Genomic DNA, 17,059 nt, shown 5'->3' on the forward strand with positions numbered 1-17,059 from the left:
AAAGTCCAATCAAAGTTTTACACAACTTATTTCCTCTAGCCCCCACTGCGGGTAATTCAGTAAATTTCGGGGCATCGTAACCTAGAGTGAAAGTGACTGACGAGTAGGTGTTGGGAACGGCGGCAGCGTTGGCGATGCTGTAGCTTGTGAGCGGAGATGTCGCAAAATATAACATTTACAACCAGAGGCTAGAAACAAGGATTTTCTCTCGTGTTTTGGCTGAAGTTTATACGCATTACATCTGAGTATATGTAGGGTGTGTTACGGCTGACCTAACGCACCAGAATCTTCGGATGGTGCGTTAGCCTACGGCGTAACACACCCTACTGAAATATTTTCAGAAATCAAATATGATTCCTATAGTAGCATTCCATCAGCTACAAAGCCTTTTTAATTACGAGTTATGAACTTCTACTGAGCTTGTCCTGAGCGTAGCCGAAGTATTACGAATTACGAATTAGAAAGTCACCACACTCCTAATTGATTCACCTTTGTGCATCAACTCAAAAGCATCATTAATTTGCTCAATCGGCATTACATGAGTAATCAAATCATCAATATTTATCTTACCTTGCATATACCAATCAACAATTTTCGGCACATCTGTACGTCCTCTAGCGCCACCGAATGCTGAACCTTTCCAAACGCGCCCAGTTACTAATTGAAAAGGACGAGTGCTGATTTCCTGTCCAGCACCAGCAACCCCAATAATCACACTGACACCCCAACCTTTATGGCAGCATTCTAATGCTTGACGCATAATTTTGACATTACCGATACATTCAAAACTGTAATCAGCACCGCCTTTTGTTAAATCAACCAGATAGGGAACTACATCACCCTCTACTTCTTGGGGATTAACAAAGTGCGTCATGCCAAACTTTTCTGCTAAAGCGCGTTTGTTGGGATTAATATCTACCCCGACAATCATATTTGCCCCTACCATCCGCGCTGCTTGGATAACATTTAAACCAATACCACCCAAGCCGAAAACTACAACATTTGCTCCCGGTTCCACCTTGGCAGTATTGATGACTGCACCAACACCAGTAGTCACACCACAGCCAATGTAACAAACCTTATCAAATGGGGCATCTTCCCGAATTTTTGCCAGGGCGATTTCTGGCAGCACCGTATAGTTGGCAAAAGTGGATGTACCCATGTAATGATGAATCATTTCTCCATCAATGCTAAAGCGACTAGTGCCATCGGGCATGACACCGCGTCCTTGAGTTAAGCGAATGGCTTGACAAAGATTCGTTTTGAAGCTTAAACAATATTCGCACTGGCGGCATTCGGGAGTGTATAGGGGAATTACATGATCCCCTGGTTTGAGACTGGTGACACCAGCGCCTACTTCCACTACCACACCAGCGCCTTCATGTCCCAAAATTGCCGGAAATAAACCTTCAGGATCGTCACCAGATAGGGTAAAGGCGTCGGTATGGCAAACCCCGCTTGCTTTCACCTCAACTAACACTTCGCCTGCTTGTGGCCCCGATAGTTGAACGGTTTCAATTGTCAACGGCTTACCTGCGCTGTAAGCTACTGCTGCTTTAACTTGCAACGTCAGCCCTCCTATATAGTTTTGTCATTTGTCATTGGTTAAGCTGATATGCGTCTAAATTATATAAACATTCTTTATAATCGTTGACGGTTGACGGTTGACGGTTGACGGTTGACGGTTGACGGTTGACGGTTGACGGTTGACGGTTGACGGTTGAGGGTTTACGGTTGACTGTTGACGGTTGACGGTTGACGGTTGACGGTTGACTGTTGACGGTTATCAGTCATCAGTCATCAGTCATCAGTTATCAGTCATCAGTCATCAGTCATCAGTTATCAGTCATCAGTCATCAGTCATTTGTTAAGATATCATTCTCTAGCTAGATTGGTTAAAGGCGGCAACAGCTGTTTTGACAACGATGTAAACTGGATGTCAGCAGCAACCCCCAAATAATTTGTCCACCCCTCGATTAATACATTTTGTCACAGCTTATGAACCCTGCCCTAACTCAAATTGGCGCTCAAATGTCCAACCTGACTGGCGTCAGAGCAATCATGAAGGATATTATCGAAACATTACGAGCGGGTGCAGGGCAGCAGTTTATTAATTTGAGTGCTGGTAATCCGTTGATTTTGCCAGAGGTAGAACAATTATGGCGGGATTGTACTGCACAGCTTTTGGCTAGCTCAGAATATGGTGAAGTAGTTTGTCGCTACGGTTCAAGTCAAGGCTATGCACCATTAGTTGAAGCGATCGCTAACGACTTTAACAAACGCTACGGGTTAAACTTAAGCGATCGCAATATCCTCATCACCCCCGGTAGTCAAACCCTCTACTTCTACGCGGTAAATAGCTTCGGTGGCTACACCCCTAGCGGCGAGTTAAAACAAATCGTTTTGCCCCTCAGCCCTGACTACACCGGTTACGGCGGCATCTGCTTAGTTCCAAAAGCCTTAATTGCTTACAAACCGACTCTCGATATTGATGAAGCCGCCCACCGATTTAAATATCGCCCCGACTTCAGCCAACTGTCGATTACAGAAAATACGGGTTGTATCCTCTTCTCTCGCCCCTGTAATCCCACTGGTAATGTCCTGACTGAGGATGAGGTGAAAAAGATTACTGCCCTGGCTGCGCCTTACAATCTACCCGTGTTAATTGACTCAGCTTATGCGCCTCCCTTCCCGGCATTGAATTTTACTGAAATGACACCAGTGTTTGGTGATAATATCTTACACTGTATGAGTTTATCGAAAGCTGGATTACCAGGAGAAAGGGTTGGTATTGCCATTGGGGATGAAAAGTGGATTGAAGTGCTGGAGTGTTTTCAAGCAAATATTGGTCTTCATTCTTCACGTTACGGCCAAGCGATCGCAGCTTATGCAATCAACTCTGGCGCTTTAGTGGAAATTTCTCACACTGTCATCCGTCCTTTTTACCAAAATAAGTTTACCGTTTTAGAAACCAGCTTAGAACAAGCGATGCCCAAGAATTTACCTTGGTTTCTTCATCGCGGTGAAGGAGCAATTTTTGCTTGGTTGTGGTTACAAGATTTACCCATCAGTGATTGGGAATTTTATCAGCAACTTAAGCAAGTAGGTGTGATTATTGTCCCAGGAAGTAGCTTCTTTCCCGGTTTAGAGGAAGAGTGGGCGCACAAACACCAATGCTTCCGCATCAGCCTCACAGGCAGCGATGAAGAGATAGCCACTGCTATGCAACGTTTAGCAAAAGTGGCTGAAGAAGCTTATAAAGGTGCGGCGGTGACTGCCTGATGAGGGAAAGTAAGGAGTTAGGAGTTAGGAGTTAGGAGTTAGGAGTTAGGAGTTAGGAGTTATAAGAATTTTTTACCCAATGACAAATGACAAATGACAAATGACAAATTAGATGATTGGCTAGAAATTGGTAAGATTGTTTCCCCTCAAGGGTTGTCTGGGGAATTACGGGTTTATCCTGTATCAGACTTTCCCGAAAGATTTGAGGTGCCGGGAAAACGTTGGTTGCTGCGTTCAGGTGAAACAGAACCACAACCAATCGAATTATTGACAGGACGTTATATCAGTAATAAAAACTTGTATGTGATCAAATTAGCTGGTGTGGAAAATTGCAATCAGGCGGAGGCGTTGCGCGGTTGTACGTTAATGGTGCCAGCTAGCGATCGCCCCCAATTAGGCGAAGATGAATATCATGTCCTCGATTTGATTGGCTTGGAAGTCTTCATGCAAGCATCTGGCGAACTCGTGGGTACAGTGGTAGACATCATCCCGGCTGGCAATGATTTGTTAGAAGTAAAATTACACCCATCTTTTGCCACTGACAAAGGACAAATGACAAATACTTCGGCTGCGCTCAGTACAAGTGACAAAGGACAAATTACAAATGACAAAAAACAAAAGACTGTTTTGATTCCATTTGTGGAAGCGATCGCACCAGTCGTAGACTTGAAATCTAATCGTATTGAAATTACCCCACCAGCTGGGTTATTGGAAATTAATAATTAGCTCGTTAATTGATCTGCCTCTAGCTATTTTTGCTGTATTGGATACTTCAAGAGAAAGCAAAACTTGAAGCATGAGAAAATTAAAGTACATACTATATTTATTAATCTAGGAAATGTGGCAATGACAGAAAAACCAACAGCAACTATTCACAGGCAACTGCTGGAAATCTTGTCCCAATTACCCAAGTCTAGTCAAGAAGAAGTATTAGATTTTGCTACCTCTCTCCAGAAAAAAAAATTAACTCAGCAGTGGGATGCTATTTCTGATGTCGAGGCTGCTGCATTGAAAACTGAGTTTGCTGATGAAGATTTAGCTTTTGCAGAATCCGTTTTAACTGATTATCTCTCCCAGCTTCAGCAAGAGGACGCAGTTTGATGCGAGGAGATGTTTATTTAGCTGATTTGAATCCGAGTCGAGGTTCAGAGCAAGGGGAGCATCCCACTTTTTCAAAATCTAACAATCTTCCGTCATTGCGAACGCGAGTGCGTCTCGTAGAGAGGAGGAACGACGAAGCAATCGCAATGGCTGGGATTGCTTCGTTCCTCGCAATGACTTGTTTTATTTTATTATTCGATGAAATAATAAAAACTGGGATGCACCCCAGAGCAAGCAGGTATCCGACCAGTTATTATTGTTCAGAGAGATCGACTAGCTCAGTTTACAACAACATCTGTAGTAGTTCCTTTAACCACTAATCTGCGACGCGCTATTATACCAGGTACAATTGTCATACCTTCAGGTGAAAGCGGTTTAACGCAAGACTCAGTTGTGCTTTCTTATCAAATAGTTGTTATCGATAAGCAGCGATTAATCCGAAAATTAGGAAGTCTTTCTGCTAATTATTTATTAATGCTAAAAGTAGCATTAGATTACACTTTACAACTAGATAATTATGACGAAGAAAATGCCGATTGATAGGATTAATCAATAGCATAGGTGTAATCCATCCTAGATATCGCTCTCCATCCTGTACCCAAAACCAAAGAATTTAATCACGAAGGCTGGAAAAATTTATTGTGGGGAGGTGGCAAGAATTTTGAAAACAGGTATAATTGCTGACTGAACGAGTCCGCCAACATCCTTTTGTAATGGAGTGTCGAAAATGACATTAGCAACGACTCCACAAACAAAGCCTTTAACAGATGAAGAATTACAGAAGATAAACGCCTACTGGCGTGCAGCTAACTATCTTTCCGTTGGGCAAATATATCTACTCGACAATCCGCTACTAAGAGAACCCCTAAAGCTGGAACACGTCAAACCCAGACTCTTAGGGCACTGGGGAACAACGCCAGGGCTGAACTTTATCTATGTTCACCTGAATCGGCTCATTAAAAAATATGACCTAAACACAATCTACATTGCTGGCCCCGGTCATGGAGGCCCTGGACTAGTAGCCAACACTTACTTAGAAGGCACTTACACCGAGTATTACCACAACATCTCTCAGGATGCTGAGGGAATGAAGAAACTCTTTAAACAGTTCTCTTTTCCCGGTGGTATTCCCAGTCACGTTGCACCAGAAACTCCTGGTTCGATCCACGAAGGCGGGGAATTAGGTTATGCCCTCGTCCATGCTTATGGTGCTGCCTTTGATAACCCTGACTTAATCGTTGCTGCTGTTGTCGGTGACGGTGAAGCCGAAACAGGTGCTTTAGCAACTAGCTGGCATTCCAACAAGTTTCTTAATCCTGTACGTGATGGTGCTGTATTGCCGATTCTGCACCTGAATGGGTATAAAATTGCTAACCCAACTACACTGTCACGGATTAGCCATGATGAGTTGGAGAGTTTATTTGTAGGCTACGGCTACAAACCATACTTTGTAGAAGGTGAAGATCCCGCAGATGTTCACCAGCAGATGGCGGCGACTCTAGAAACAGCGATCGCCGAAATTCAAAGTATCCAGAGAGAAGCCCGTGTACATGGTTTCACTGAACGTCCTCAGTGGCCAATGATTGTCATGCGAACCCCCAAAGGTTGGACAGGGCCCAAGGAAGTGGATGGCAAAAAAACCGAAGGTTCTTGGCGATCGCACCAAGTTCCCTTTGGCAACATCGCCAAACAGCCAGACCACCTGAGACTTCTAGAAGATTGGATGAAGAGTTACAAACCAGAAGAACTCTTCGACGCTGACGGTAAGCTGATTCCCGAACTAGCAGAACTAGCCCCCAAAAAGCATCGGCGTATGGGTGACAATCCCCACGCTAACGGTGGTATTTTGCTACATGACCTGAAAATCCCCGATTTTCAAGACTATGCTGTAGATGTTGCTGAACCAGGGAAAGCGATCGCAGAAGCTACCAAAGTGACCGGTAAATTCCTGCGGGATATCATGCGACTTAACCAAGAAAGTAGCAATTTCCGTATCTTCGCCCCCGATGAATTAGCATCGAATCGTCTAGACCCTGTATTGGAAGTTACTGACAGAGTTTCGACAGCCGAGATTTACCCTGAAGATGACCATCTTTCCGCCGACGGTCGGGTGATGGAAATTCTCAGCGAAACTTCTTGCCAAGGATGGTTAGAAGGCTACCTCCTCACAGGTCGTCACGGATTTTTCACTTGTTACGAGGCATTCATCCATATCATTGATTCTATGTTCAACCAACACGCCAAATGGTTGAAAACGACGAGACATATTCCCTGGCGTAGACCGATCGCTTCCCTCAATTACCTACTTACCTCTCACGTTTGGCGACAAGACCATAACGGATTTTCTCACCAAGATCCCGGTTTTATCGACCATGTACTTAACAAAAAAGCTGAGATCGTCCGCGTCTATTTGCCCCCTGATGCCAACACTCTGCTGTCGGTAACAGACCATTGTCTAAAAAGCCGCAACTATGTTAACGTCATCATTGCTGGGAAACAGCCAGCATTGCAATATCTCAACATGGATGCAGCCATCAAGCACTGCACCAAAGGCATCGGCATTTGGGAATGGGCAAGCAACGACAAAGGCGGCGACCCAGATGTAGTACTAGCTTGTGCTGGGGATATTCCCACCTTAGAAACCTTGGCGGCTGTAGATATCCTGCGTCAGCATTTCGCAGATTTAAAAGTGCGGGTAGTGAATGTAGTCGATTTGATGACACTACAGCCAAAAACCGAACATCCCCACGGTTTGAGTGAAAAAGATTTTGACACACTTTTCACCACTGACAAACCTGTTATCTTTGCCTTTCATGGCTATCCCTGGCTGATTCATCGCCTAACCTACCGCCACACTAATCATAAGAACATCCATGTGCGTGGCTATAAGGAAGAGGGAACTACCACCACTCCCTTTGATATGGTTGTTGTCAACGATCTAGATCGCTTCCATTTGGTAATTGATGTAATCGATCGCGTCCCCAAACTAGGATCTAAGGCAGCTTATGTCAAACAGCAGATGCAAGATAAACTGATCGAACACAAGCATTACATTCAGAAGTACGGCGACGATCTGCCGGAAATTCGTGACTGGAAGTGGCCATATTAACTAATTACTAATTCGTAATTCGTAATTCGTAGTGAAGAATTCAATTACGAATTACGAATTATTTAACAAGTGGTAGGGGTTTAAATCCCCCGGTTCAAAAAATAAGCAAGTTTTGGGTCGGGGTCTAAATCCCCGTCACAAAACAAAATTGACGAATTACGAATTACGAATTACGAATTACGAATTACGAATTACGAATTATTTTAACCTCTTCTCTCTGTGTTCTCTGTGCCTCTGCGGTTAAAAATTAATTATTTTCACCACAGAGAACGCTGAGAAAAACAAAATATTTTACGATAAATAATTTATAAAAAACTTCAAGTAGTGAAATTGTAATTATTTCGTTTAGCATTACACATCTGCAATTAACCTCGCTTTTCTGAAGAAAAATTGCAGTACCGTTTCTTCACGAGAAATAATATCCACTCTACCTTCCATTCCCAATTCAATGTGACAGAGATTTTTGCCTTTACCTAAAACCAGACTTTCCGGCTCAATAGTCACATGATAAAAAGCACCTGGTACAGCCGCTTTCGGAGTGGTATTGGGATAAGGAGATCCATTTGTGCTATTCGTTGGGGGAGTCATAGCATCTGGAGAAATCGCCTCGACCTTACCGTTGAGAGTACCATAATCCGGGTAGGGACAAGCACTAACCCGCATTTGAACTTGTTGACCAATTTTGAGTTTACTTTTTTCTTCAGATGCCACTACTGCCTTGACAATCTGCTTTGCATAACTGGGGACAATCTGCAAGACTTCTTCGCCGGGACGCACAGTTTGACCGGGGTTACGTAAGTTTATCTGAGAAATGATACCATCAGAAGTAGCAGTGATAATGGTGTGATGAAGTTCAATTTCCACTTGCTTTAGTTCGCTAGTATCGCGCTCTAGCTGTTTTTCTACTTCAATCCGTTGCTTAATAATTCCTTGCAGTTCTTTGTCTAAAGCTGCTTTGTTACTTTCACCTGCGGCTTTTTCTTGGGCTATCCGGGCAGTAGCAATTTCTACTTCTGCATGACTGGGATTTAAGGCGGCTTTCGCACGTTGCTTTTTAGCGATCGCAGCAGATACTGCTTGTTCTTGCTGTTTTGTAGCTAACTGTGCTTCCTCTAATTTATCCCTAGACAATGCTTGGGCTACACTCTCATATCGCTTTTGCTTTAACTTCGCTGCATTCAAAGCTGCCCTAGTAGAATGGAGATTAGCTTGAGCTTCTTGGAATTCAGCCACAGAGGTAATTTTTTTATCCTGATATTGGCGCAGGCGATCGCTTAATGCAGCCTCGGTAGCAGTGATAATCCGGTTAAATTTAGCAGTTTCGGCGCGAATTTGACTGTTAAACGTTTGAATTTGAGCCTTGATTTGGACTAGCTGCAACTTAGCTTGTTGAATATTAGTTTGCAGTTGGCTTTTTTTAGTTTGCAAGCGGGAGTCGTCAATGATAGCGATCGCATCTCCGGTTTTGACAACTTGATTTTCTTTGACATAAATCTGCATCACTTGGCCTTCAGTTGCCGCCTGCACAATTCGCAATTCCCCAGATGGACGGACAACTGCCTGCCCTTTCACTGTAACCTTATATTTGGTGACTGTGGCGACAGGAATCGCTAGTCCCAAAACGCAGAGAACAAAGAGTCCACCAAAAGTAATCCAACGACTAATCGGTGGGAGAAATTCATCTGTTTGAATTGGTTGTAAAAAGTCTGTGTTGTGAACGTTAACCATAGTTAGACACTTCAAAATTTAAAATAGGTGAAGATATTAGCCAATACAGTTCATTTGAGCCACAAAACCCTCATATAGAGACGCGATTTATCGTGTCTGAAATACTCAAAATTACATCATCCAAAAAGTCTAAATGCTCCCCATTAACTTGCCGCAAATCTTCTGGTGTACCTTGAATTTTTAACCGTCCTTGTTCTAAAAAAATAATCCAATCTGCACGATAAATCACTCTAGGACGATGACTAATAAAAATAGTAGTTTTACCCTGGCGATTCTCTAAAAGCCTATCTAGTATTTGTGCTTCGCTCACTGGATCGAGAGCGCTGGTAGACTCATCTAAAATTAAAATAGGTGGGTTAGTAACTATAGCTCTAGCTATAGCTAATCTTTGCTTTTGTCCACCAGAAATATTAGCTCCAAATTCGCCTAATACAGTTTGATATTTATCAGGTAGTTCGCTGATAAATTCATCTGCACCAGCAATTTGACAGGCTCTAACAATGTCTGCAAAACTAATGTGAGGATAACTAAATTGGAAATTATCTAGAATAGACCGACTCCAAAAATGGGCTTCTTGTGGTATTAAAACCACCTGTTGCCGCAAGCATTCCAAAGATATATCTTGCTGATTATAAAAACCATAGCGAATATTTCCTGATTGAATTGTATATAAACCAGGAATCAATTTTGCTAGGGTACTTTTACCACAGCCAGATTTACCAATTAGAGCAATTGCTTGTCCCCCAGGAATAGTTATGGAAAAATCTTGCAATAAATCCACTCTACCTGTGTGGTGAAAATTAATTTCCGTACAGGTAATATCTGCATTAGCAGGAATTTCTACCCACTGCTTTTTAACATCATTTTCATCTTCTGGAGTAGCATCAATAACTTCTGTCAGACGTTGAATAACTATTTGGGAAGTGATAAATTTATCTACTAAGCCTATAGCAGAACTTAAAAAGCCAAGAAAATTGCCACTCATGCCGTTATAGGCAATAAATTGTCCAATTGTTAAAGTCCGATTAATTACTAAAGAGCTACCAATCCAGAGAATACCAATATTAATGAATGTCGAAAGAATACTAGTAACAGTGCTGCTGTAAAGTCCTAGCTGCATAGTACTCCAGCCCAAGTTAGCCAGACGACCAAAATTTCCTTGATATTCTTCCCAGGCTTGGGGTGTAGCTTGGGTAGTTTTTAAGACTTGTACTCCCCGAAATGTTTCTACCAAAAACCCTTGGTTTTCTGTACCAGAAACAATCATCTTGCGGGTTTTCTGTCGCAGTGCTGGTAAGAAAAGTAAGTTAACAGCCGTAATCATGAGAAATGCAACTATAGAAGCCAGAGTTAACTCCCAAGTGTAAAAAAGCATAAAGCCCAAAGACACTACAGCAATAAAAAATTGACTGGGTAATCCAAGGACAATTTGGGAAACTAAGTTATTGATAGCGTGAACATCTGCAATGCGGCTGACAACCTCCCCACTGCGTCGTCCTTCAAAATAAGATAGGGGTAAATGTAAGAGTTTCCGCCCGTATTCTAGGATGAGTCCTAATTGCAATCTTTGACTGAAATGAGCGATGAGGTGCGATTGTACTAAACCAATGGCACTTTTAATTAAGTTCAGGGTGATTACGCCAATAGCAACGGTGGTTAATAGTTGAGTATCTCCGCGCACTAGGACATCATCGGTTAGTATTTGCATCATGAAGGGAGATGCAAGAGAAAGTAGACCGATAGCAATGTTGAGGGAAATTGCTTGGGCTAAAATAAACCGATAAGGGTAAACCCGTTGCAGGTAACGTCCAAAACCGCCAATTTTATCTGATTCTTGTTGATAAAAGCGGCTTTCATCGGGAAGGAGTAGCAGCATAACACCATTATTCCAACCTGTTATTAACTCCTGGTGAGTCAGGTAACGGATACCAACACCAGGATCGCCAATTACATATTTATTGCCTTTTTGTCCGTATAATACTACCCAGTGGTAGCCTTTCCAGTGAATGATGGCAGGTAGAGGAGCTTGATCTAATTGGTTGATGAGTTGAGGAGTGGCTTTAACTTGTCGGCTATGGAATCCCAGGACTTCTGCACCCCGCCTTAATCCCAATAGAGTAGTTCCTCTCGCCCCAGTACCAACAGCTTCGCGCACGCGGTTGAGGGTAAATGTGCGTCCGTAGTGTTGGGAAATGGTAGCTAAAGTGGCTGCACCACAATCTTCTTCACTGTGTTGAAGGACAATTTTGTATTTCATTTCTCAGTGTAATTTTTGGGGCGGAAATACGGTTTTTCTATGTCATGTTGAATGCAGCAAAGCGGAGTGAAACATCTCAATATGTTCCCAAAACCCTAGATTTTTTATTTGGCTTTTCACATAACGTAAAAAATCAGATTAGCTTACGCGATAGATATCAAAATCATAGGGATTGCCAGTAGTGTAGGTGTTGTCTTGAAATTCATATATTTGCCCTTCGTCCAAATTGTATGATATAGGTCGGTAGTTATCAGATCGACTATCAGCATCAAATTCAATAGTTCCTCCGTTATAGGCAGTATATGTCCATTCTTCACCAGGTTGAATTAGGAATGCTGTACCATCCAAAACGTGAGTAATGTTGAAGCCTGTATTGTTTCTGATCTTAAACACTTCGTAGCCACCAGAAATTATTTCCGCAGCTTGTTCCTCTATTTCTTCAACTAACCCAAAATTCTGTAAAATGCTTTGGTTATTTAGCAGAGCTTTTTCTAGCCTTATGTCCATGTGATTTTCTCCTGCAAGTTTGTGTTTAGGAAGTACGCTAAATATTTCTAAACGCCGACACGTTAGAGGATGTTTGAAACCTTTTTTGTGTAGTATCCAAGACTTGTATATCCCCCTAAATCCACGCCACTTTCTCCATTTGGAGAAACCCCTTAACCGCAGTGGTTTTCCTTAAAAAGGGGGAATTTGAGTAATTTAGCCCCCCTCTTAAAAAGGGGGGTTGGGGGAATCTCAATCAAACTTGATACTTTTTACAAGACCTTACCCAAATACAAAATTAGCCTGATTGACAGATTTTGGATGCTCATTTTTAGGGTCTGGTTCATCTTCGTTGACTGGGGTGATGTCGTCGTCATCTTCAAAACTAGATATTCCTGTATTCAAGAAATTGACAGATTGACCACCAGAAATTATTTCTGCGGCTTGTTCGTCAATTTCTTCTACCAAAGCAATATTTTCTAAAATACTTTGGTTGCTTAACAAGGTTGTTGCGATGGTAATAGCCATTTAAGTTTCTCCTGAAATTGCGTTTAGTTCATTGCTCAATACTTATCGGTTCAGCGCAAAACAAAAACTGAAATTACGTAGCGACTGTCTTGAATATCAAGCTATCGCTATAAAAATTATTAACCGAGCAGTATTGGTTCATTGGTAGTTAATTCAAAATCCCAGATTGAGATCAATCGCAATCTCCCCCTTCCCCATAGATATCAATCCAAAAGTCTTTCTTCGCTGTATCGGGTCGAAATTGATATGTCTTACCATCTTCCAGGTCATAATCTCTCACTCTTACTTTTTCGTCTCGAATATCTCTATCAAATCTAAGCTCCCCATCCAGTTGGGTTACTATTTTCTGTGTTGCTCCGGATTTTATTACAGTTGATACGCCATCGATTGAGTAAGTAATCGGCTGATTTGTTGTATTTTTAATCGTAATGTATCCGCCAGAAATTATTTCCGCAGTTTGTTCGTCAATTTCTTCAACAAAACCAAAATTTTGTAAGATACTTTGGTTGTTTAACTGGGCTGTTTCCACTGTCATAGTCATGTGATTTTCTCCTAAAAGTTGGTGTTTAGGAAATACGCTCAATATTTGTCAACACCGATAGGTTAGGCGTTGGTGATAGATAATATATAAATCTCACCTATCCGGCGTTTACCCTTAATGTCATAGAACACTACCAGTTCCCACACAGTAGTCATTCTTGCAGAGTAGGCATCAAGGCAGAAAACAAAAGTTATTTCTATTCAGAATAATAGAAGTTAACTTTTTATGGTCAGGATTTATTTCGATAGGATGAGACGAACTCCCATGTCTTTAATATATGATAAAAAAATTATTTGTAAATACGAATTTTACAAACTTTATTTTTTCTTTTGCTTTTTCCAGAATCTCAAAGACCCCTCTATAAACATCTCCCTTACTCAGGAGAAACGAATCTAAATTTTTTGACAAAACACAACTTATGTGAATAGATAAAAAGGAAAGTATTAGTAGGTTTATATCAATGTAATAGATGTATTTAAACAAGATTTGATAGTAAAATTGTTTATAAAAGAATCGACAAAATGGGGTGAATAAAAAATTCAGTGCTTGCTCTGTACCCAAAATTAATTAAAAAAATGTCAAAAAGAGAAAGATTTTCAAATAAGGGAACTCCAAAAAATAAATTATTCCACATTCAAGTCGTTGACTGTTGACTGTTGGCTGAAAACTCGTGAACCGTCAACGGTCAACAGTGAACAATAGCAATGGAATATTTTTTTACTTGGAAGTCCCTAACTTATTTCCGCCCAACCTTGAGTGCTGGATTGGGGGTGTAATAAATTCTCGTTCCCTAAAAGAGGTATTGCAGATTATCTTTCTTTAACTTTATAGTGAGAAGTACTTTAAGTTACTTAATGCATCAAACGCTACCCACCTTCATGGTTAGCGCTAGGATAGCTATGTATTTTATTAAAGTATAAATATGGCTCAAACTTTTTACGTAAATCCAGTATCAGGCAATAATACCAACCCAGGTAGCCAACAAGCCCCCTTCAAAACCATTACGCAAGCCCTCAAGGTAGCAACTGTTGATACCAAGATTCAACTAGCAAATGGGAACTATAATGCTGCTAGCGGTGAAGTCTTTCCCCTAACGGTTCCATCTGGCGTGACTGTGGTGGGTAATGAAACCAATAAAGGCAATGGTATTTTGATTGAAGGGAGTGGTAGCTATTTGAGCCGGACTTTTGCTGCTCAGAATGTCACATTTGTACTACTAGATAAAGCCGAAGTGCGGGGAGTAACTGTAACAAATTTGGCTAGTCGTGGTAGTGGTGTCTGGATTGAATCAACTGCCCCTACTGTTGCTAATAGCACCTTCACCAACTGTAAGCGGGAGGGAGTATTTACTACAGGCGAAGCTAATCCAGTTATTCTAGGTAATGTGTTCAGTGAGAATGCAGCCAATGGAATTGCGATCGCTAAAAATTCCAAAGGTCAAATTATAGATAATACCTGCTTAAAAACAGGTTTTGGCATTGCCATTAGTGATACTGCATCACCCACCCTTCGAGATAACAAAATTTACGAAAACCGTTCTGGAATTGTCATCTCTGGCAGCGCTCGTCCTGTATTGCGTAACAATGTCTGCGAAAATAACACTGATGATGGTATCACAGTAATCGGCACTGCCCTACCGGATATCGGCAGTACCAATAACTTAGGAGGCAATACTCTACGCAATAACGGTAAATTTAATTTGCAAAATGCCAGTTCTAACAAGCTGGTTTCTGTGGGAAATAAAATAGATACGTCTAAAGTCACAGGAAACGTAGAGTTTGCAGATAGTTCGGTTCCAACACCTAGTTCCCCTACGGCACCAATACCTAGTTCCCCTACGGCACCAATACCTAGTTCCCCTACGGCACCAATACCTAGTTCCCCTACGGCACCAATACCTAGTTCCCCTACGGCACCAATACCTAGTTCCCCTACGGCACCAATACCTATTTCCCCTACGGCACCAATACCTAGTTCCCCTACGGCACCAATACCTAGTTCCCCTACGGCACCAATACCCACGCCCACTATAGAATTAACCGATATTACGAATCATTGGGCAGGTGGCTTTATTCGAGAATTAGTCAAATTGGGGATAGTTAATGGTTTTCCCGATCGCACATTTAAACCGGATGCTACAATGACACGGGCGCAATACGCCGCATTACTGGTAAAAGCTTTCAACCCATCGCCAAACCGACCCGTGATAAAATTCAAAGATGTACCAGCAGACTTCTGGGCATCGAAAGTAATTCAACAAGCATATCAAGGTTTATTTCTCTCTGGTTTTCCTGACAATACCTTTGCCCCCAACAAAAATATCCAGCGCGTGCAAGTGATTGTCTCCCTGGTGAATGGATTGGGGTTATCTGCTGATAGTGCAACCGTTACCAAAACTTTTGATGACCAAGCAAAGATTCCTGAATATGCTAAGGATGAGGTAGTAAAAGCTATAGACAAAGGGATTATCGTCAATCACCCGAACGTCAAACAACTTAATCCTACCCGCGATGCTACACGCGCTGAGGTAGCGGTGATGGTATATCAAGCCTTGGTAGACGCTGATCGTGTAGCTGCGATTAACTCGCCTTATATTGTTGCTTAATTGGTAAAATAATTTGTTTTGCAAAATTGCATGATTTTTGTAGGGGCAATTAATGAATTATCCCTACAAAAATGGTTCTAAATTATATAGCGGTTCCCATTCAAATGCGGTACAACATTATATTGCCAGGTGTAGGGGCACGGCAGTGCCGTGCCCTTACCGATGTACCTCACATAAACGATAACCGCTATAGGCAGAGCAAATTCATACTTAATTTCAAAAAGGTGGTTTTTAGTTTCTACTCGAACGGAGGCAAATTATTCGGGTCAATACCCTGAGATTGCAAATAAGCAATCAGTCGTTCTTTTTGCTGGCGTTCTTGTTCGGCGCGTTGGCGTTCTTGTTCGGCGCGTTGACGTTCTTGTTCAATCTGTTCTACAGCCCACGGTAATAAATTACCACCTTGATCCCACCAGCGCAACCAATAACCAGTGCGAGCTTCTTTTGTTCCTTGCCAAGTTCCCAAAAATAAGCCCATTACATCAATCCAATGACGACCATTTTCGTCAGGTTGCTTTAACTCATAACGTTTATTTTCCAGTTGATAATATTCTAATAAACCGCCATCTGGTTCAAAAATTATGTAGATGGGAATCTGCAAAATTTGTTCGTAGAAAAACCATTTTCCGGGTGGATAAGCTCGCTTTACCGAATATTCTCCACCCTCAGTATCCGATAGAAATTCGATAGCGATCGCTGGAATATCTCCTTCTAAATTGGGTGTATAACTTTTGCGATTACCCACAACTTGATTCACCGATGGCACATAAACCCAGTCAGGTGCTTTAGCAATAAATTGCCCGTTGACTGTCGCACAAAGACCAAAGTTGGAAGCTATCAACATTTGGGGTTGGATGAATCCACTGATTTCTAAGCTTTCACGCAAAGCACCAGCCAAAAGTGGCTGACCTGTATTCTCCACTGGTTCATCCTCTAGTTTAAAATCCTTGGGTAAGGCTTCCCAAGAGATTACCAGTTCAGTTTGGGATTTGGCTTCACTGAGTTGGGTTGCCATAAACGCAGTATGAATTTATTTTTGATCTTATCGTTTTTAGAACGGTATGAAGGCGATAGTGGTCTGTCGGTGATAAAGTGACAAAATATGCATCCTAATATTAACTTTCTCGAAAAGCTCTCACTTGCCCACAATAAATTAGAATAAATCTAAATATATAAGAATATTAAGAAAATCTAGATAAGAATTTAGGACTTACGCATTGACAAGAAATACCAAATATGAATGAAGGTTAAAAACCATATCTTTCGTAAGGGCACAGCATTGCTGTGCCCCTACAACATTGTCTATGTAAGTAGTTTACCGCACTTCGACAGGCTCAGTGACCACCGTAGGCATCGCAGGATAATTAAGAAAAGCCTGAAATAGCCTATTTTAGGTAATTCACATCACGATGCATTTGTACA

At 41.7% G+C, this 17,059-nt stretch carries 13 protein-coding genes; 6 read left to right on the forward strand and 7 right to left on the reverse strand.

Annotated features, from left to right (window positions below; genetic code table 11):
• Window positions 1–457: 457 nt before the first annotated feature.
• Window positions 458–1,567: an S-(hydroxymethyl)glutathione dehydrogenase/class III alcohol dehydrogenase gene (locus D1367_RS09990; protein WP_118166323.1), complete on the reverse strand. Its 1,110-nt coding sequence runs from the start codon at window positions 1,565–1,567 to the stop codon at window positions 458–460.
• Window positions 1,568–1,998: 431 nt separating this feature from the next.
• On the opposite strand from D1367_RS09990, the gene D1367_RS09995 reads away from it, so the two are divergent.
• From D1367_RS09995 to D1367_RS10015, 5 genes are all read left to right on the forward strand, one after another.
• Window positions 1,999–3,282, forward strand: coding sequence for a valine--pyruvate transaminase (locus tag D1367_RS09995; protein WP_118166325.1), 1,284 nt, complete (start codon window positions 1,999–2,001; stop codon window positions 3,280–3,282).
• A 93-nt stretch (window positions 3,283–3,375) separates the two neighbouring features.
• Complete coding sequence (gene rimM, locus D1367_RS10000; protein ID WP_118166328.1) at window positions 3,376–4,008, forward strand: ribosome maturation factor RimM; 633 nt, start codon at window positions 3,376–3,378, stop codon at window positions 4,006–4,008.
• Window positions 4,009–4,128: 120 nt separating this feature from the next.
• Window positions 4,129–4,383 (forward strand): hypothetical protein, encoded by a 255-nt coding sequence (locus D1367_RS10005; RefSeq protein WP_118166330.1) that lies wholly within the window; start codon window positions 4,129–4,131, stop codon window positions 4,381–4,383.
• A 255-nt stretch (window positions 4,384–4,638) separates the two neighbouring features.
• Window positions 4,639–4,923: a type II toxin-antitoxin system PemK/MazF family toxin gene (locus D1367_RS10010; protein ID WP_244945017.1), complete on the forward strand. Its 285-nt coding sequence runs from the start codon at window positions 4,639–4,641 to the stop codon at window positions 4,921–4,923.
• A 187-nt stretch (window positions 4,924–5,110) separates the two neighbouring features.
• Entirely contained in the window at window positions 5,111–7,492 is a 2,382-nt protein-coding gene (locus D1367_RS10015) for a phosphoketolase family protein (RefSeq protein WP_118166335.1), read from the forward strand.
• A 351-nt stretch (window positions 7,493–7,843) separates the two neighbouring features.
• Here the strand turns inward: D1367_RS10015 and D1367_RS10020 are convergent, their stop codons facing one another.
• The 5 genes from D1367_RS10020 to D1367_RS10040 form a co-directional block, all read right to left on the reverse strand.
• Entirely contained in the window at window positions 7,844–9,220 is a 1,377-nt protein-coding gene (locus D1367_RS10020) for an HlyD family secretion protein (protein WP_118166336.1), read from the reverse strand.
• Window positions 9,221–9,290: 70 nt separating this feature from the next.
• Window positions 9,291–11,477, reverse strand: coding sequence for a peptidase domain-containing ABC transporter (locus D1367_RS10025; protein ID WP_118166337.1), 2,187 nt, complete (start codon window positions 11,475–11,477; stop codon window positions 9,291–9,293).
• 138 nt (window positions 11,478–11,615) lie between these two features.
• Window positions 11,616–11,984, reverse strand: a complete 369-nt coding sequence (locus D1367_RS10030; RefSeq protein WP_118166338.1) for a hypothetical protein — start codon at window positions 11,982–11,984, stop codon at window positions 11,616–11,618.
• 261 nt (window positions 11,985–12,245) lie between these two features.
• Window positions 12,246–12,491, reverse strand: coding sequence for a hypothetical protein (locus D1367_RS10035; RefSeq protein ID WP_118166339.1), 246 nt, complete (start codon window positions 12,489–12,491; stop codon window positions 12,246–12,248).
• 172 nt (window positions 12,492–12,663) lie between these two features.
• On the reverse strand, window positions 12,664–13,032 hold the full coding sequence (locus tag D1367_RS10040) for a hypothetical protein (RefSeq protein WP_118166340.1): 369 nt from the start codon (window positions 13,030–13,032) through the stop codon (window positions 12,664–12,666).
• Window positions 13,033–13,954: 922 nt separating this feature from the next.
• Between D1367_RS10040 and D1367_RS10045 the strand changes: the two genes are divergently transcribed.
• Complete coding sequence (locus tag D1367_RS10045; protein WP_118166341.1) at window positions 13,955–15,637, forward strand: DUF1565 domain-containing protein; 1,683 nt, start codon at window positions 13,955–13,957, stop codon at window positions 15,635–15,637.
• Between the two features lie 238 nt (window positions 15,638–15,875).
• Here the strand turns inward: D1367_RS10045 and D1367_RS10050 are convergent, their stop codons facing one another.
• A complete protein-coding gene (locus D1367_RS10050) occupies window positions 15,876–16,652 on the reverse strand; it encodes a Uma2 family endonuclease (protein ID WP_118166342.1) in 777 nt (258 codons plus the stop codon).
• Window positions 16,653–17,059: the final 407 nt, after the last annotated feature.

Origin of the sequence: Nostoc sphaeroides, from assembly GCF_003443655.1 — a bacterium.
Lineage (GTDB): Bacteria > Cyanobacteriota > Cyanobacteriia > Cyanobacteriales > Nostocaceae > Nostoc > Nostoc sphaeroides.